Origin of the sequence: Pseudomonas sp. NyZ480, assembly GCF_029537255.1 — a bacterium.
Taxonomy (GTDB): domain Bacteria; phylum Pseudomonadota; class Gammaproteobacteria; order Pseudomonadales; family Pseudomonadaceae; genus Aquipseudomonas; species Aquipseudomonas taiwanensis.
In genome coordinates, this window is record NZ_CP120626.1 from 5,035,812 (window position 1) to 5,052,893 (window position 17,082).

The following is a 17,082-nucleotide window of genomic DNA, read 5'->3' on the forward strand; positions in this document are numbered from 1 at the left end:
TGGCGAGCGAAAACGATTTCTAAATAATTCTCACTTTTTTTCAGACGACCCCTGTCACTTTCCAAATCTCGCTCGGCAAGGAAGCAGTTAGCACATATTCGTCGAGGAGCCACTGCATGTCCCGTGCTGTTGATCGTTTCCTGCGCCCCAGCGTAATGGCCCTGGCCATCGGCCTGGCCGCCCCGTTGGCCAGCCCAGCCCTGTTCGCTGCCGAACAGTCCACCCTGCGTGCCTATAACCTGCCTAGCGCACCGTTGGCCACCACCCTCAACCTGATCGCCAGCCAGTCGGGCATTGCCCTGGCCATCGACCCGGCCTTGGTCAGTGGCCGCAATTCGGCTCCCGTCAGTGGCCAGTACGATGGCCTTGGCGCCCTGCAGGCCGCCCTGCGGGGTACTGGCCTGCAACTGCAGCAGAGCAGCGTCGGCAGCTACAGCCTGGTGGCCACGCCGGACGGCACCCTGGCGCTGCCGGAAACCGCCATCAATGCCAACGCCGCCTATGAAAGCGCGTGGGGCCCGGTCGATGGCTACACCGCCACCCGCACCGCAGCCGGTACCAAGACCGACACAGCCATCGCCGAACTGCCGCGTTCAGTCACGGTGATCACCCGTCAGCAGATGGAAGACCGCCCGGTGCTCAACCTTAACGACGCCCTGCGCTACACCGCCGGTGTGCAAAGCAGCGGCTATGGCTCGGATTCGCGCAGCGACTGGCTGCTGGTGCGCGGCTTCGTGCCTACCCAGTTCCTCGATGGCCTGCCCTTGCCCAAGGGCAACTACGCCACCCCCAAGATCGAACCTTGGAACCTTGAGCGTATCGCCGTACTGCGCGGTCCGGCTTCGTCGGTTTACGGCCAGACGCCACCCGGTGGCCTGCTGGACATGACCACCCGTCGCCCACAGTTCGAGAGCAGCCACGAAGTAGAGCTTCAAGCGGGTAGCAACGAACACAAGCAGATCAACTTCGACAGCACCGGCAAGATCGACGACGAAGGCCAGTTCCTTTATCGCGTCAGCGGCACCGTTCGCGACAGCAACTCGCCGGTCGATCACATTCCAGACAAGCGCTACAACATCGCCCCCAGCCTGACCTGGAACATCAACGACGATACCAAGCTGACTTTCATCACCCAGTACACCCGTGACGACACGGGCATCACCGGCCAGTTCCTGCCCCTGCAAGGCACCAAGCTCGACAGCCCGGCGGGCAAGATCTCGCACCACAAGAACCTGGGTGACCCGGACTGGGAATCCTACGACCGCACCTACTATCACCTGGGCTATGCCTTCGAAACCCGCCTGAACGACACCTGGCAGTTCCGCCAGAACCTGCGCTATGCCCGCAACGAGCTGGACTTCAAGGGCATCACCGCTGGCGGCTCGATCTGGCCAGCCGGCCCGGATGAAGCGGTCAGTGCCGACGGCACGGTGCAACGTACCGCTGGTATCGTCGAGGAAGACATCAGCCAGTTCGCGGTGGACAACAACTTCCAGGCCGACTTCCAGACGGGTGCACTGAGCCACACCGTGTTGCTCGGCCTCGACCACCAGCGTTCCGACAGCAATGCCCGCTGGCGCTGGGGGTCGAACGGCGTACCGCCGAGCAACATCCACAACCCCATCTACGGGCAGGACTTCTCGAACGTCGAGTACTTCGACATGTACGACTACGACCAGAAGACCCAGCAAACCGGCCTGTACATCCAGGACCAGATGGCCCTGGACAACTGGCGCCTGACCCTGGGTGGTCGCCAGGACTGGGTACACACCGGCACGACCTTCCACAACAAAGGCGATGCCACCAACACCCAGCGTGACAAGAAGTTCAGCAGCAACGCAGCCCTGAGCTACGTCTTCGACAACGGCATCACCCCATACTTCTCCTATGCCGAGTCGTTCCAGGCGGCCGCCGGCGCTACGGTCAACGCCACCGATGGCTTCAAGCCAACCGAAGGCAAGCAGTACGAGCTGGGTATCAAGTACCAACCCCCAGGCAGCAAGACCCTGCTCAGCGCAGCGGTGTTCGACCTGACCCAGGAAAACATGTCGGTAACCGAAGGCGGCGTAACCCGACAGGTTGGCGAAGTTCGGGTCAAAGGCCTGGAGCTGGAAGCCACCTCGGATGTCACCCGCAACCTCAAGCTGATTGGCTCCTACACCTACAACGACAGTGAAATCGTCAAAGGCAACGACGGCGAGAAAGGCAAGCGCATGGCCCAGGTTCCACGTAACCAGGCCACGGCCTGGGCTGACTACACCTGGCACGAAGGCCTGCTCGACGGCTTCGGCGTGGGCGTGGGCGTTCGCTATGTGGGCGATACCTACGGCAATACCACCAACACCGACTGGGGCCACGTAGGTTCCTACACCGTCTACGACGCCTCGGTGCACTACGACCTGGGCCGCGTGAACAGCACGCTCAAGGGCGTGACCGTGGCGGTGGATGCCAAGAACCTGTTCAACAAGGACTACCTGTCGACCTGTGACGGTTACTACTGCTACTACGGCGACGAGCGCAACGTGGTGGCAAGCGTCAATTACAAGTTCTGACCGCCCGGGGCCACCGTGCAGCCCCATCGCCCAGTAGGCGCCGGCCTGCCGGCGATTGGGCTGCAGCGCAGACCCAGGGTCCATCAGACCAAAAACCGGAACCCAGATGAAAAGCCAAACCATCCGCCGCTGGTCGGCGATCCACACCTGGAGCAGCCTGGTCTGCACCCTATTCCTGCTGCTGCTCGCGCTCACCGGTTTGCCGCTGATCTTCCACCACGACCTGGAACACCTGCTTGGCGACGCGCCTGAACTGCGCGAAATGCCAGCGGATACCCCGCACCTTGACCTGCAACAACTGGTGCTCAAGGCTGAGCAACACCGTCCCGGCGAAGTCATGCAGTACGTTGGCTACGAAGATGACGAACGCAATGGCGTGGTAGCGATCATGGCCGCCACTGCCGGGACAGAACCCAACGCGTCGCACACCTTCATGCTCGATGCACGCACCGGCGAAGCCGTGGCCATGCCCGCAGCCAATGGCGGCGTGATGATGACCCTGCTGCGCCTGCATGTGGACATGTTCGCCGGGCTTCCCGGCAAGCTGCTGCTGGCTTTCATGGGCGTGCTGTTCGTTGTCGCCATCGTTTCCGGTACCGTGCTCTACGCGCCATTCATGCGTCGCCTGGAATTCGCCACCGTACGCCACGACAAATCACGCCGCCTGCGCTGGCTCGACCTGCACAACCTGATCGGCATCGTCACCCTGGCCTGGGCACTGACGGTGGGCGTCACCGGCGTGATCAGTGCCTTGTCCGACCTGGTAATCGCCGCCTGGCGCAACGACAGCCTGGCCGCCATGGTCGCCCCGTACCGGGATGCTCCACCTCTCACCCAGCGAGCCCCGGCGACGCACCTGCTGACGATCGCCGAACAGGCCGCACCCGGCATGCGCCCGGACTTCATCGCCTTTCCCGGCACCCGCTTCTCCAGCGAACACCACTATGCAGTATTCATGAAAGGCGCGACGCATTTGACCTCGCACCTGCTCACCCCGGTGCTGATCGATGCTCAGACCCTGCAAGTGACTGCCATCGGCGAACGCCCCTGGTACATGGATGCCATGGGCCTGTCCCAACCCCTTCACTTCGGCGACTACGGTGGACGTCCGATGCAACTGCTGTGGGCTGTGCTCGATGTCCTGACCATCATCGTGCTCTGCAGCGGCCTGTACCTGTGGTGGGGCAAGCAACGCAACGGCAAGAAGGAGCGTGCATGAGCCACAAGTCGCAACCGACCCAGCGGATTTTCGCCTGGCCAAGCCTTATCGCCGCGCTGGGCGCAGCCGGGCTGTTCGCGGCGCTGCTCGGGGATGGCGCCTGGGATGCACTGTCCTGGCTGGGCCTGGGCATCCCGGCGTGGCTCGGGGTTCGTGCCCTGTGGAGGTAATCGGCTAACACGCCTGTATCGCCGGCAGGCGCCATGCTCGACGGCTCATTTATCGCGGAGCCAGTTCGATGAGCCTGCACTACTTTCAATCCTTCGACCGACACCTGGCCGCCCTGCTTGCCTCGCCTCCCCAACCTGACCGCTCGCGATCGCTGCTGCAGGCACGTCAGCACTACTTCGCCGACCTCGCTCGGTACTGGCTTGCCAGCGACGCCTCGCTAAGCCGGCGGACGCAGTTGATCGCGTTGCTCCGTCAGCAAATGCTGGCGCAGATTGCACTGCGCTGCGACGACCATACACTCGGCGACCACCATGCTGCTCTGGTCAGGTGTTGCGTGAACATGCCGCTGCCCTCGCAGCGCCAGCATCTGCCTGAGGCTGAGCGCCCGCAGGTCTACCGGCCAGTACTGGATATCGGCACACCCAACTGGCGCAGCTACCTGCCCGGCGCTTTCGTGATCGTCGAAGGCGGCCCCGAAGGCAGTAGGGCGGACCCCAGGCAAACCAGCGATTACGCGCTGCTCTGCAGCCTGTCGCATGGCATAGAGGCGTTCGACAATCTCGGCGACCTGCACACCGAACTGTGCGAGCGACTGGACGATCCTCAGCAAAGCCAGTCGCTGCTGCGGTATCTGGACAGCGACCAGGATCGAGAGCTGGCACGCAACGCCGAACGCCTGCGCTACGACTGGTTCAACGATGACCTGATCCAGACCCAGGCCCAGGCGCTGATCGATGGGCAACAAGCAGCGCTCACCCGCGTATGGCACGACGCGCTGCTGCAATCCCCGGTGGACTGGCCGATGCTCGAGGAACGCTTGCGCAAGGCCGCGGATCTGCTGCCGCTGGCCGACAGCCGATCTGCGCTGACGACACGCTACGGCCTGTTGTTGGAACGAAACGCACCGGCCTGGCTCAGAAATGCCTCGACCCAAGGCCTTACGCACATCATGCAAACCTTGCAGGAGCTGGTGATTGCCATCGACCGCGCGAGCGCCCCCGGCATCCTCAGCCACGAACAGTTCCTCGATCGCAACCATCTCAAGGCCTGGACCCGCGAGCACCTGCGCAGGGCGTTGCAGCTACGGTATCAGTTGGATGTCGATCCGCTCGATCTGTATGTCAGCATCACCAGGGCCAGGCAGGTAGGCCCGGTGTCGCACCCTGGCATCACCAGCGTCTGGATTCCTGCGGCCAGCCGTGCGCAGGCAGGCAATACCGTCGAACTGGTGCGCCAGACCTACCGCCTGGATGAGCTGGCGTTTCTCAACATCGGCGTGCTCGACATCGACTACTGGCTGACTGCACGGGTGCATGACAAGGATGAACGAACAGCCGCGGGCATCACCCCAAGCCAGGTCAAGCAGTTGGTACGCGAACTGGACGTCGGCGAACGCTACAGCCAGTACCTGCGTACCCATTTGCTGACGTCGCAGCAGGCTCAGTGGCGCCGGGAGCGCTACGTCGACATCAGCCGTGCGCGCATGCGTGCCGAGGCGGCCAAGGCACGGTACGCCGGCCATTACCTGGAGGACCCGTTCGAACGAGGCTTCGCCTGGACCACCCTGGTACTCGACCACCCAGACAGCCAGTTGCGCAAACAAGCGAACCGGGAGCGCCTGAGCGTGCGCCAACTGCTGATCGGCGGACATAGCCTGCAAGGCGTCATGCTGGTGACGCCGGACAAAGCTGGGACCACGCGGTTTCTCGCCTACACCCCAGACGCGCCCGACCGCCGTGCATGGCGGGAGTATCGCAATACCCGCCACCTGCTCAGAGCGCTGCGTGAACAGCCTGCCCTGCGCGAATACGTAAAAGACCGACTGCCGCTGGTAGCGCGTAGGCAAGTCGAACGATGGCTGACCAAGGGCGGCCTTGGCGCAAGCACCCAACGCCCAGAGATCACCGGTAACTTCCAACAGGCCCGCTATTTGGCCGAGGTGAACGCCACGCTCGCCGCTGTCGATGCCGGCACCAATACCAAGCTCGAACTGCTGGGCGAGTTGAGCCTGCACGCGTTATCGGTGCTGCTGGACCTGATCAGCCTCGTACTACCCAACCGCGCATTGGTGGCGGTGTCGCTGGGGCGCTCGGTGCTGTCGGTGATCGATGCCGGCAGGGCCTTCAGGCAAGGTGACCAGCTCGGCATTCTGAAACACATGGTCGAGGCGTTCACGCACGCCAACGACGCGGTGAACAACATCGGGGGAACCACCGTGGTGCGGCGAGCCATTCGAGCCATTCCACCAGCCCCGCCGCTGAAGTTGCCGCAGTCGTTGGCGGTGGGGGTCGATACCGACAGATTGCACTATCGCGTCGATGGCATTCACAAGGAAGGCATCTATGAACAGCCCTCGTCCTATCCCGGGCTGACCTTCTACTACATCAAGGATGCCGCCGGCACGACCTACCAGGTGTCCTTCGACGGCTACCGCTGGCGTGTCGTCGACCCCCGCATGCCGGATGCCTACACCCAGGTGCCGGTAAAACGACGCCGCGACGGAGAGTGGGTCGTGGACTCCCCGGTCCTGTGGTACGACGGCCTACCCGACCTGGGCGCATTGCTCGAAGACTGCCGACTGGCCGAGCGGCCCGCAGGGGCCGAGGTCGAAGGCGTGGACGGACTGTCTCGCCACGGACAGCGATATTACCTGCTTGCAGGTGGGCACGCCTTGCCGCTGCGCGCGCACTTGCTGGACAACCACTACCACCTGCTGATTCCCGGGCAACCGCTCAGTACCGGGGCGGCATGGGCCATCCTGCGCTGGCAGGACGACCAATGGCGCATCCGCGTGCGCCAGGCTGGACGCAGCAGCGAGTGGCTGGCGCTGCCGCCAGCTTATTCCGTCAGCCGCGGCAGCAGCCTGTCCAGCCGCTGATACAGGGCGCTGCCACTGGGCCAGTTGCGCAACAGCCGTGCACGATCACGGGCATAGGCCGGCGCGAAGCTGAGTTGAGTGGCATGCTGGCACATCGCATCGAGGTCGATCAGCGACCACTGGCCGTTGTGCCAGAACAGGTTGTGACCCTTGAAGTCACCATGGCTGATGCGCTCACGGATCAGTTGCTGCATCAGGTGCACCAGGGCGTCGACCTGCTCTTCGGGGGCTTCGCCGTTTTCCACGTAGGGCGCGAAACAGGCAGCCAGGTCCGGGCCATCGACGTACTCGGTCACCAGGTAGGCGCGGCTGCGCAGGCCCATGACCCGTTGTTCGAGCACCGCCAGGGGCTTTGGCGTGGCGATGTCGAGGAATTCCAGGCGGTGCCCTTCGATCCAGGAATGCCAGGCCCGGCTCGGGCGCCAGAAGCGCTTGAACCAGTGGGCGGTATTCTTGATGTTGTAACGTTTGACCACCAGCGGGCGGCCATTGACCTCTACGCGAGCGACGCTGGCCGCACCACCGGTCTTGTACAGGTGACCCTGGTCGATCAGCGCGTCGGCCTGTTCGAGAACCGGCAGCATGGCATCGGTTTCACTGCGCCGAATCGCCCGCAACCCGGAGAGGCTGCGCTCGACGCTGAACAACGAACATTCTCGCCCGGCCTTTTCCAGATAGTCCTTCAAACGCCAGTTGCGCACCTTGTCCACCTGCTTCTGCAACGCTTCCATCGGCAAGGCGTGTTCGGCGTTGGCGAGCAGGTAATGCACCAGCAACTCTTCGATGAACGGCTCCAGGCGCTTGGGCAACTGGGCGAAGAACACACCGAGGTTTTCCAGCACGCGAGGGCGCGAAAGCTGCTGACCGGGCGTTTCGGCCTTGATGCCGGCACCGTCGATCAGGTACAGCTTGCCGCCGTGGCGCAGCAGGTTGTCCAAGTGCAGGTCTTCCTGCCACAAGCCTTTGGCGTGCATCTGAGCAACAGCGGTCAGCGCCTCGCCCAGCACTCGGTGTTGCTCATCGGCCAGCACCGGCAAAGGCTCTACGTCGGCCCAGGCATCGGCCAGGCTTTCAGCGTCGTCGAGAAACTCGAACAACAGCCAGCCGCCCTCGCCTTCCTTGAGGCCATCGGCCAACAGCTTGGGCGTGGTGAGGCCTTGTTCGGCAAGCAGCTTCACCCCTGCCAGCTCACGCTGGAAATGGCGAGCGGCGTTGCCACCGACCAGCAACTTGGCCAATACCGGCGTGCCACGCCAGATACCCGCGCCCACGTAGCGTTGGCCGGGCAAGACACGCAACAGGCTGAGCAACTGCAAGTCAGCGCTACCGGCAGCATCGGCCAGGGTGATGGACAGGGGCAGCGAAGGGCTGCGACCTGCGTTCTTCAATTCGGACAAACGCATCAGCGGGCCTCTTTATGTCGACGGCGTTGCGTCAAGCGTTGTAACCAGGTGTCGACCCGCACGCTGTCTGCCGGCTGGCCAAGGTAGGCCGCCAACAGGGTTCGCACGTCACCCTCGGACCAGGCGCGCGCGCGGCGCAGCAAGGGCTCCAGGTCCTTGAGCCGGTCGCGCATGCCGAACAGCAGCGGCCGGGTCTTTTCCAGGTCGATCAACTGCGCGTCCCAGCCTTCACGGCGTTGGCGCAGGAAAATATGCTTGGGGTAGAAGCAGCCGTGCACCTGGCCGGCCTTGTGCAGGGTGCGCGCCAGCTGGCCACAGGCCTGGAGAATACCCTCGCGCTCATGCTCGCCCAGCTGCGACCAGCGCGCCAACAGGCTGTCCAGGTCGCTCCAGTCATCCAGCGCCCGGGTCATTAGAATGGCCCGGTGCTGACCAGCCTGTTTGCGCTCACCATAGAACACCGCCTGCAAAGCCGGTATGCGCAGTTTCTGGTAACGGCTGATGTTACGGAACTCGCGGGCGAAGGTCGGCTCGCCGAATGGCCGGTGCAAGGTACGCGTCAGGTAGTCGCTCTGGCGCTTGAGGTAGTAGCCCTTGCCTTCGAGTTCCAGGCGGAACACGCGGCTCCAGCCGCCTCGACCGGTGTTGGGCTCGTCGACGGCGTCGAGCTGCAAGGCCCACAGCGCCTCGAAATCGTTCAGGCCATGACGTTGCAGCAGCGCAAGGTCAGCGCTGGCCAGGTAATCGGTCATTCCCTTCCCTCGAAAAAGCTCAGCACCTGGCGAATGCGCCGCTTGTCGCGCAGGCTCAGGCGTTGGCGCCCACGGTATTGCAGGTAGAAACGCAAGCGCTGGGTGGCTGACAGATGATACTTGGCGACCTTGTCCAGGCACGCCAGGTCCTTGATCAGCCGGTGGCGCCACATGAAGCCGCGCCAGAAGTCGCCGGTCGGGCAGTCGATGAAGAATAGCGTGCCCTGGTCGTCGACCAACAGGTTGCGCCACTTCAGGTCGTTATGGGCGAAGCGGTGCTCATGCATGATCCGCGTGTGTCGCGCCAACTGGCGGCTGACATGCGCTACCCAGGCAGGGTCGGACAGCCGTGGATCATTACGCCTGGCCAGTTCGGACAAGTCTTCGGTACGCGGCAGCTCGCGGGTGACCATGGCCCCGCGACCAAAAGCCAGGCCCTTGCGCTCAAGCCCCCAGGCGACCACTTCGGCGGTGGGAATGCCCCACTTGGCGAACTGCTTGAGGTTCTGCCATTCGGCCTTGATGCGTGGACGGCCCAGGTAGCGACGCATGTGCTTGCCAGCGCCGGTATAGCGTTTGACGTAGTAATTGACCCCATCGCGCTCGACGCGGATCACTTCGCTGAGCGGGTCACGCGTCAGGCGCTCGCCTTGCAGGGCGAATACCGCATCGAGGCTGCCAAAATCCGCCACCAGGTGTTCATAGCCCGGCGCCAGTGTCCAACCCGCCATCAGAGTGCATCCCCATAGCGTTGCTTGCGATCGTAGAGTTTTTGCGCCTTGCGTTCGAGCCACGCCAGCAACGCGGCTTCGTCGGCCAGGACCTGGCGCAGTGGCCGCTGGAAGTAGCCACGCAGAAAGCGCAGTTTGTCGCGCCGGGTCAGGCCGATGTCCAGCGCCGAGAAGTACAACGCAGCCAGGTCCTTGTTGCGCCAGCGCCGGCTGATTGTCGCCCGGGTCTGGGCACGATGCAGGTCGATGACCGACAGTTTGAAGTCATCGGGCGTCACCGGACGGTCGGTGTGCAGCAGGAAATGACAGATGTAGCAGTCGCGGTGATTGACCCCGGCGCGGTGCATGCCGCCGGTCATCTTCGCCACCTCGGCGATCAGCGCGCGCTTGAGGCGGGGCGCAGGTGGCTGCTTGACCCAGTCGATGCTGAAGTCTTCGAGACTGATGGTCGGTGCCAGCTCTTCGGTGACAATGAACGAATGCTGCGCAGCCGGGTTGCTGCCGCGCTCGCCATAGGCGACCGCCGTCATGGTCGGCACACCGGCCTCATGCAGTCGCTGGATCGCCTGCCATTCCTGGCCAGCGCCCAGCACAGGCAGCTTGGCGGTCAGCAGGTTCTTGAAGATCTCGCCCCAACCGATGCCACGGTGGATCTTGACGAAGAAGCCCTCGCCATCGACCTCGGTACGCAGCGTGCGGCGGCCTTCGAGCTCGCGGTATACCTCGCCTTGCAGCGCTTCCACGGCCTCGAAGGCGTCACGCCCGGCCCACAGGTGCTTGAACGGTTCGGCCAGAATCAGCTTCATGCGGTCTCCTGCCCCAGGATCACGTCAGCGGCATGTTGCGGCATGCTGTAAAGGTCGGCGGTTTCCGCGAACGCCAGGCCGTTGCGCGACCAGTCGGCGCGGGCCTGCGGCTCTTCGAGCATGCGTTGCAGGTAGCGGTTGAGCTGCTCCTGCTCGAAAGGCTCGTCCAGCACCAGGCCGCTGTCGGCCTCGGCGATGTAATGGGCGTAGCCGCACACCTGCGAGACCAGCACCGGCAACCCCGCCACCAGGGCTTCGAGCAGCACGGTACCCGTATTCTCGTTGTATGCCGGGTGGATCAGCAGGTCGGCGCCCAGCAGGAAGCGCGGGATATCACTGCGTCCCTTGAGGAACTGTACCTGCTCGCCAAGGCCCAGCGCGGCACTTTGCAACTGGAACACCTTGGGGTCGTCCTGGCCGATGACCATCAACCGGGTACGCTTGCGCAACGCCGACGGCAGCGCGGCCAGGGCCTTGAGGCTGCGGTCCACGCCCTTGGTCTTGAAGCCAGAGCCGATCTGCACCAGCAGCAGGTCGTCGTCACCCAAGTCGAACTCCTTGCGGAAGTCGGCGCGGATCTCGGCGGCGTTGGCCGGAGCCCGGCGATCCTGGGAAATCCCCGGTGGCAGCAAGTGAAAGCGCTCCACCGGCGTGCCGTAATGCTTGATGAACAGCGGTTGCTGCACCTCGGAAATCATCAGCACCTCGGTATGGGCGTCCTTGGCGAACACCGCCCGCTCGTACTCGGCAAAATGCCGGTAGCGCCCCCAACGGCGGTACAAGCCACCGCGCAGGGTCTGCGCCTTGTCTTCGAAGCAGCCGTCGGCAGCGTAATACACATCCAGACCCGGCATCTTGTTGAAGCCGATCAGACGATCGACCGGGCGCTTGGCCAGGTCGGCGGCCATCCAGGCACTGAGCTTCTCGTTGCGACGGTGGTTGAACAGCGCCTTGACCGGCGCCACCAGCACCTCGAAACCCGGTGGAATATCACCCTCCCAGATCAACGTGTAGACACGGATCTGGTGGCCCCGCTTCTGGCATTCCAGGGCAATGCGCATGAAATCACGCTGCAGCCCGCCGAAGGGGAAATACTTGTAAAGCACAAAAGCCAGTTGCATCAACGGACATCCTCAGCCAGCAGCAACGCGCTCAAGCGGCTCGCCACATGCTCGGGATTCAGGCGAGTGAAGCACAGCGGCCACTCGCGTTTGAGATCGAACCGGCGCAGGTCCTCGGCGCTCGGCTTATAGGTGCACTTCTTCTGCAGGCAGGGCGCGCAGGGGAAATTGCTGGCCTGATGAACCTGAGCCCGACCATAGGCCCCGGTGAGGCCCGGATTGGTCGGGCCGAACAGCGAAATGGTCGGCACATCCAGTGCCGCGGCGAGGTGGCCCAGGCCAGTATCCACCGCCACGCACGCCTTGGCGGCCGCCAGTACACGGGCGACGCCGGCAAGGTTCAACTTGGGCAGCACCTGACAGTTTTTCAAGCCTTGGGCGATACGCTCGGCGCGAGCCTTCTCCTGCGGGTTGCCCCATGGCAGGCGCACCTGCAGGTTGCGCTGGCCCATGCGCTCTGCCAGTTCGCGCCAGTAGGCCTCGGGCCAATGCTTGGTGGCCCAGGTGGTACCGTGCAGGAACACCACGTAGGGCGCGGCTGGGGGCAGCTGCAGGCGGTCCAGGTCCAGGCCATAGTTGCCGATGCCTTCGGGCAAGTCGTAGGCCAGGGCCATGGCGAACAACTGACGCACACGCTCCACCGCATGCTGGCCAACGGCGACCGACAGGCGTCGGTCATAGAAGCGACTGGCCCAGCCCTCACGCGCCGAATAGCGGTCCAGGCCGGCCACCGGCGCCTTGACGTAGCGGGTCAGCCAGGCCGATTTGACCAGGCCCTGGGCATCGATCACCAGGTCGTACTTGCGCTCGCGAACGCGTTGCTTGAACGCCTTCCACTCGCCGCTCTTGAAAGTCTGCCAGAGGTTTTTGCGCCAGCGGCGAATCGCCACCGGAATCACCTGGTCGACCGCAGGGTGCCAACTGGGGATCTCGGCGAAACCTTCCTCCACCACCCAGTCGAAGCGAATGCCTGGCATGGCATGGGCGGCATCGGTAAGCGCAGGCAGGGTGTGGATCACATCCCCTAGCGATGAGGTCTTGATGATCAGTACCCGCACTTAGTCGACCTCGGCCACGGTATCGATCAGGTTCGGACCACCCAGGCGGTGCAGGGCGGCGATGACGTTGCCAGGCTCCAGCAGGCGCAGGCAGTTGTAGTGACCGAAGCGGCAGGTGCGGTCGAAGCACGGGCTGCATTCGATGCCGGTGCGCACGATCTCGACGTGCTCGGCCAGTGGCGGGGTGAAGCCCGGCGAGGTCGAACCATAGACGGCGACCAGCGGACGGTTCAGCGCAGCGGCCACATGCATCAAGCCCGAGTCGTTGGACACCACGGCGTCGGCGCAGGACATCAGGTCGATGGCTTCGGCCAAGGAAGTTTCACCGGCCAGGTTGTACGACTCTTCACGCAACCCCGGAATCAGACGGTCGCGGATCTGCTCGCCCACCGGGTGGTCGTTCTTCGAACCGAACAGCCATACCTGCCAGCCCTGGCGGATCATCGCGTCGGCAACCTCGGCGTAGTGCTCGGCGGGCCAGCGCTTGGCCTCGCCAAACTCGGCACCTGGGCACAGCGCCAGCACCGGCCGGTCCAGCTCCAGGCCGAACTTGGCCAGGGCGGCTTCGCGGCTGGCTGCCTCGATCTGCAGGCTGGGCCGTGGGTAAGGCTGCGGCAGCTCGGCACCGGGCGCATAGGCCAGGGCCATGAAGCGTTCGATCATCAGTGGGTAGCGGGCCTTGTCCAGCGTGCGCACATCGTTGAGCAGGCCGAAGCGCATTTCGCCGCGCCAGCCGGTGCGCTTGGGGATACCGGCGAAGAAGGGCACCAGCGCCGACTTCAGCGAGTTCGGCAGCAGGATGGCCTGGTCGTACTGGCCCGCCAAAGACTTGCCAATACGCCGCCGCGTGGCCAGTTCCAGGGCGCCATGGCCGAGCGGAAAGCTCAAGGCCTTGCGCACTTCGGGCATCCGTTCGAGGATCGGCCGGCTCCACTCGGGTGCCAGCACGTCGATCACGCAGTCGGGGTGCTGCTGTTTCAGGCACTGGAACAGGGTCTGCGCCATCACCATGTCGCCGACCCAGCTGGGGCCAATGATCAGTATTCTCATGCTTAGTCCAGAAACGCTCGGGGAGGCTGCAGACTGCGGTACAGCCTGGCCTCCCCTCTTTATATTCAGGCTATTTGGCGGACAGTGTACCACTCAGGCCCATCCGTCGCTGATCGCAGCCCCTGTGGCAGCGGGGCCTTCAGCTCAAACCCAGCTCAGCCCAGATCCGCCGCACCTCGCGTCGTTCATCGGCAAACTGCGCCGCGTCGATCACTCCAGCCTGCTTCTGCAAGGCCTGGCGGTGCGAAGCCGAACGAAACGCCTTGTACACTTCACGCAACAGCACCGCGTCACTGGCCGGCATCAACCCTGCCTGTTCCAGCTCTTCCAGAATGCGGATGTTATCGGTCCATCGCAGTATGGCCGGATGGTCGTGAGACCAAGCCAAAGCGGCGTATTGCACCATAAATTCGATATCGACGATACCGCCTGCATCCTGCTTGATATCGAATGGAACCCCCGCATCGAAAGCGTTGGCCGCCGTGCCCGCGACGGTCGCCTTGGTGCCGAGGTTGTCGCGCATCTTGGCGCGCATCTCGCTGACCTCGGTGCGCAGCTTGTCCAGGTCGCGAGCCTGGCCTAGCACCCTGGCGCGCACGCCTTCGAATGCCGCCGCCACCTGCTTGCATCCCACCAGTACGCGGGCGCGCACCAGGGCCTGGTGCTCCCAGGTCCAAGCCTCGCTCTGCTGGTAGCGCTCGAACGCCCCCAGCGAGCTGACCAGCAGCCCGGAGGCACCGGACGGGCGCAGGCGCATGTCGACGTCATAGAGCTGGCCAGAGTTGGTCTGAGTGGTCAACAGGTGAATGATCCGCTGGCCCAGGCGGGTGAAGAACTGGGCGCTGTCGATGGGCTTGGCGCCGTCGGTCTCGGCTTGAGGGTCGCCATCATGGATGAACACCAGGTCCAGGTCCGAGCCATGGCCCAGCTCCAGGCCTCCGACCTTGCCGTAGCCAATGATGACGAAGCCCGGATCGCACAAGCTGCCATCGCTGCGCTTGGGCTGGCCGTGGCGCGACACGGTCTGGCGCCAGGCCAGGGCCAGTACCTGGTCGAGAATCGCCTCGGCCAGCCAGGTCAGGTAATCGCTGACTTTCATCAAAGGCAGGTTGCCACTGATTTCAGAGGCGGCCACCCGCAGGCTGTGGGCCAGTTTGAAGTGGCGCAACGCTTCCATCTGCTGCTCCAGGTCATCCTCGGGAATGCGCGTCAACCGCTCGCGCAACTCACTGGCAAGTTCAGGCGCCAGCGGTGGGCTGAACAAGCGCCCTTCGTTGAGCAGCTCGTCGAGCAACAACGGGTAACGAGCGATCTGCTCGGCGATCCAAGGGCTGGCCGCGCACAATGTCAGCAGCCGGCGCAGGGCACCTGGGTTCTCGGTCAACAGTACCAGGTAGGCCGAACGCCGGGCCACGGCCTCTACCAAGGGCAAGACGCGTTCGAGCACCAGGTCGGGGTTGTCATGCTCCACCGTCTGCGCCATCAGGCGCGGCACGAAAGCATCGAGGCGCTCACGACCGATACGCTGCATCGACCGCAGCTGGGGGCTTGCGCGCAGGCCAGACAGACGACGCAGCGCCTCGGCAGGTTGCTTGAAGCCTGCTTCTTCCAACTGCCGGCTTGCAGCGTCTTCGTCCAGCGCCTGCTCCCACAGTGGCAACCACTCGCCCCCGACCACCAGCTCGCCCTCGCCTTCTTCATCGTCCGGGTCGGCGATGACCTGGCGGAAGTGCCAGTCGACCCGGCCGCGCCAGTACATCAGCTGGTCGTGGAAGCTCTGCCAGTCGGCAAAGCCAAGGATGTACGCCACCCGCTCACGGTCGGTCTCGCTGTCTGGCAGCATCTGGGTCTGGCGGTCGGCGATGGCCTGCAGGGCATGTTCGGCGTAACGCAGGAATTCGTAGCCTTCGCGTAGCTCTGCAACCACGGCCGGTGGCAGGTAGCCCTGGCCTTCGAGGGTCGCCAGCACCTTTAGCAGCGGCCGCTGTTGCAGGCTCAGGTCACGTCCACCGTGAATCAGCTGGAAGGCCTGGGCGATGAACTCCACCTCGCGGATGCCCCCGGCACCGAGCTTGATGTTGTCGGCCATGCCCTTACGTCGCACTTCCTGCTGGATCAGCTGCTTCATGGTGCGCAGCGCTTCGATCGCCGAAAAATCCAGGTAACGCCGGTAAACGAAGGGACGCAGCATTTCCTGCAACTGGGCACCGGCGTGCTGGTCGCCCGCTACCACGCGGGCCTTGATCATGGCGTAACGCTCCCAATCGCGGCCCTGGTCCTGGTAATACTGCTCCAGGGCGTTGAAGCTGAGCACCAGTGCACCTGCCGAACCATAAGGACGCAGGCGCATGTCGACACGGAAGACGAAACCGTCGACGGTCACCGGGTCCAGGGCCTTGATCAGGCGCTGGCCCAGCCGGGTGAAGAACTCCTGGTTGTCCAGCGAGCGCTTGACCCCTTCGGTCTCGCCGCCTTCGGGGAATGCGAAGATCAGGTCGATGTCCGACGACAGGTTCAGCTCCACCGCACCGAGCTTGCCCATGCCCAGCACCACCATATGTTGCGGCTGGCCACTGCGATTGCCGATGGGCGTACCGAACTGCTGGCAATGGCGCGGGTACAGCCATTGATAGGCCTGGTCGATGGCGGCGTCGGCAAGGTCGGACAAGTCTCGGCAGGTTTCGCCCAGTTCGGCTTGGCGGGTGATGTCGCGCCAGATGATGCGCAGTTGCTGGCGGTTGCGTTCACGGCGCAGATTGCGCGCCAGCTCGTCCTCGGTCTGCGCCGCCTGGGCAGCGGCGGCGATATGCGCGCACAGATCGCCCGGGCCATAGCGACGGTCCAGCTCACCGCTGGCGACCAGTTCGAACAGCATGGCCGGTTCGCGCTGGGCCAGGCCCAGGACGAAGTCACTGGCCGCGGCTACCTGATCGAACTGTTGCCGATGGGCCAGGCTCCAAGCGTGCAAGTCCAGCTCAGGGTGACCGGCGATGGCATCGAGCAGGAACTGCTGGTTGCGAGCGACCAGCGGTTGCAGGGTAGCGGGCAGATCGAGCGGCAAAGGCAGGCGCATGGACTATCCTTGATCGGCGAGAAAGTGAGGGGTAGAGGCGGCCAAGGGGAAGCCCGACCACGGTTGGACTGTCATACAAAAGTTGGAAATAGCTGAAAAAAACGAATCACTGGCAAAAAACATCAAGAACCACCTGTTTTCGGCACAACGCCAACCAACATGAACGTTTTTCCTCACAACGCAGGGTGCGACCAAACGTCGCATTTCTGTAGTATTACTACTACCCCGACCGTGTAAAAGCATGAAATGCGAAAGCTTTTGTAGTAAA

The 17,082-nt window shown here is 63.8% G+C and carries 12 protein-coding genes; 4 read left to right on the forward strand and 8 right to left on the reverse strand.

The genetic code is table 11. The features are described 5' to 3' along the window. The first annotated feature begins 116 nt into the window (after nt 1-116). The 4 genes from P3R38_RS23165 to P3R38_RS23180 all read left to right on the forward strand — a co-directional run bounded on the left by P3R38_RS23165 (nt 117) and on the right by P3R38_RS23180 (nt 6,820). Nucleotides 117-2,552 (forward strand): TonB-dependent siderophore receptor, encoded by a 2,436-nt coding sequence (locus P3R38_RS23165; RefSeq protein WP_277686646.1) that lies wholly within the window; start codon nt 117-119, stop codon nt 2,550-2,552. Nucleotides 2,553-2,658: 106 nt separating this feature from the next. Further along, entirely contained in the window at nt 2,659-3,771 is a 1,113-nt protein-coding gene (locus P3R38_RS23170) for a PepSY-associated TM helix domain-containing protein (protein ID WP_023382730.1), read from the forward strand. Further along, complete coding sequence (locus P3R38_RS23175; protein ID WP_023382731.1) at nt 3,768-3,941, forward strand: hypothetical protein; 174 nt, start codon at nt 3,768-3,770, stop codon at nt 3,939-3,941. The genes P3R38_RS23170 and P3R38_RS23175 overlap by 4 nt, the downstream gene beginning before the upstream one ends. Nucleotides 3,942-4,009: 68 nt before the next feature. Continuing rightward, nucleotides 4,010-6,820, forward strand: a complete 2,811-nt coding sequence (locus P3R38_RS23180) for a DUF6543 domain-containing protein (RefSeq protein ID WP_277686647.1) — start codon at nt 4,010-4,012, stop codon at nt 6,818-6,820. Here the strand turns inward: P3R38_RS23180 and P3R38_RS23185 are convergent. The 8 genes from P3R38_RS23185 to glnE all read right to left on the reverse strand — a co-directional run bounded on the left by P3R38_RS23185 (nt 6,781) and on the right by glnE (nt 16,814). Next, nucleotides 6,781-8,223: a lipopolysaccharide kinase InaA family protein gene (locus P3R38_RS23185; RefSeq protein ID WP_023382733.1), complete on the reverse strand. Its 1,443-nt coding sequence runs from the start codon at nt 8,221-8,223 to the stop codon at nt 6,781-6,783. The genes P3R38_RS23180 and P3R38_RS23185 overlap by 40 nt on opposite strands. Then, complete coding sequence (locus tag P3R38_RS23190; protein ID WP_023382734.1) at nt 8,223-8,975, reverse strand: lipopolysaccharide kinase InaA family protein; 753 nt, start codon at nt 8,973-8,975, stop codon at nt 8,223-8,225. The genes P3R38_RS23185 and P3R38_RS23190 overlap by 1 nt, the downstream gene beginning before the upstream one ends. Continuing rightward, on the reverse strand, nt 8,972-9,706 hold the full coding sequence (locus P3R38_RS23195) for a lipopolysaccharide kinase InaA family protein (protein WP_023382735.1): 735 nt from the start codon (nt 9,704-9,706) through the stop codon (nt 8,972-8,974). Before P3R38_RS23195 ends, P3R38_RS23190 begins: the two co-directional genes overlap by 4 nt. Further along, nucleotides 9,706-10,512 (reverse strand): lipopolysaccharide core heptose(I) kinase RfaP, encoded by an 807-nt coding sequence (gene rfaP, locus P3R38_RS23200; RefSeq protein ID WP_023382736.1) that lies wholly within the window; start codon nt 10,510-10,512, stop codon nt 9,706-9,708. The genes P3R38_RS23195 and rfaP overlap by 1 nt, the downstream gene beginning before the upstream one ends. Next, nucleotides 10,509-11,633, reverse strand: a complete 1,125-nt coding sequence (locus tag P3R38_RS23205; RefSeq protein WP_027907326.1) for a glycosyltransferase family 4 protein — start codon at nt 11,631-11,633, stop codon at nt 10,509-10,511. Before P3R38_RS23205 ends, rfaP begins: the two co-directional genes overlap by 4 nt. Continuing rightward, complete coding sequence (gene waaC, locus P3R38_RS23210; protein ID WP_027907327.1) at nt 11,633-12,691, reverse strand: lipopolysaccharide heptosyltransferase I; 1,059 nt, start codon at nt 12,689-12,691, stop codon at nt 11,633-11,635. Before waaC ends, P3R38_RS23205 begins: the two co-directional genes overlap by 1 nt. Then, nucleotides 12,692-13,741, reverse strand: coding sequence for a lipopolysaccharide heptosyltransferase II (gene waaF / locus P3R38_RS23215; RefSeq protein WP_023382740.1), 1,050 nt, complete (start codon nt 13,739-13,741; stop codon nt 12,692-12,694). Between the two features lie 139 nt (nt 13,742-13,880). Further along, entirely contained in the window at nt 13,881-16,814 is a 2,934-nt protein-coding gene (gene glnE / locus P3R38_RS23220; RefSeq protein ID WP_277686648.1) for a bifunctional [glutamate--ammonia ligase]-adenylyl-L-tyrosine phosphorylase/[glutamate--ammonia-ligase] adenylyltransferase, read from the reverse strand. Nucleotides 16,815-17,082: the final 268 nt, after the last annotated feature.

Bases quoted from the DNA above. Each gene is read 5' to 3' on its own strand.
- P3R38_RS23165 (WP_277686646.1), top strand. From the start codon at position 117: ATGTCCCGTGCTGTTGATCGTTTCCTGCGCCCCAGCGTAATGGCCCTG.
- P3R38_RS23170 (WP_023382730.1), top strand. From the start codon at position 2,659: ATGAAAAGCCAAACCATCCGCCGCTGGTCGGCGATCCACACCTGGAGC.
- P3R38_RS23175 (WP_023382731.1), top strand. From the start codon at position 3,768: ATGAGCCACAAGTCGCAACCGACCCAGCGGATTTTCGCCTGGCCAAGC.
- P3R38_RS23180 (WP_277686647.1), top strand. From the start codon at position 4,010: ATGAGCCTGCACTACTTTCAATCCTTCGACCGACACCTGGCCGCCCTG.
- P3R38_RS23185 (WP_023382733.1), bottom strand. From the start codon at position 8,223: ATGCGTTTGTCCGAATTGAAGAACGCAGGTCGCAGCCCTTCGCTGCCC.
- P3R38_RS23190 (WP_023382734.1), bottom strand. From the start codon at position 8,975: ATGACCGATTACCTGGCCAGCGCTGACCTTGCGCTGCTGCAACGTCAT.
- P3R38_RS23195 (WP_023382735.1), bottom strand. From the start codon at position 9,706: ATGGCGGGTTGGACACTGGCGCCGGGCTATGAACACCTGGTGGCGGAT.
- rfaP (WP_023382736.1), bottom strand. From the start codon at position 10,512: ATGAAGCTGATTCTGGCCGAACCGTTCAAGCACCTGTGGGCCGGGCGT.
- P3R38_RS23205 (WP_027907326.1), bottom strand. From the start codon at position 11,633: ATGCAACTGGCTTTTGTGCTTTACAAGTATTTCCCCTTCGGCGGGCTG.
- waaF (WP_023382740.1), bottom strand. From the start codon at position 13,741: ATGAGAATACTGATCATTGGCCCCAGCTGGGTCGGCGACATGGTGATG.
- glnE (WP_277686648.1), bottom strand. From the start codon at position 16,814: ATGCGCCTGCCTTTGCCGCTCGATCTGCCCGCTACCCTGCAACCGCTG.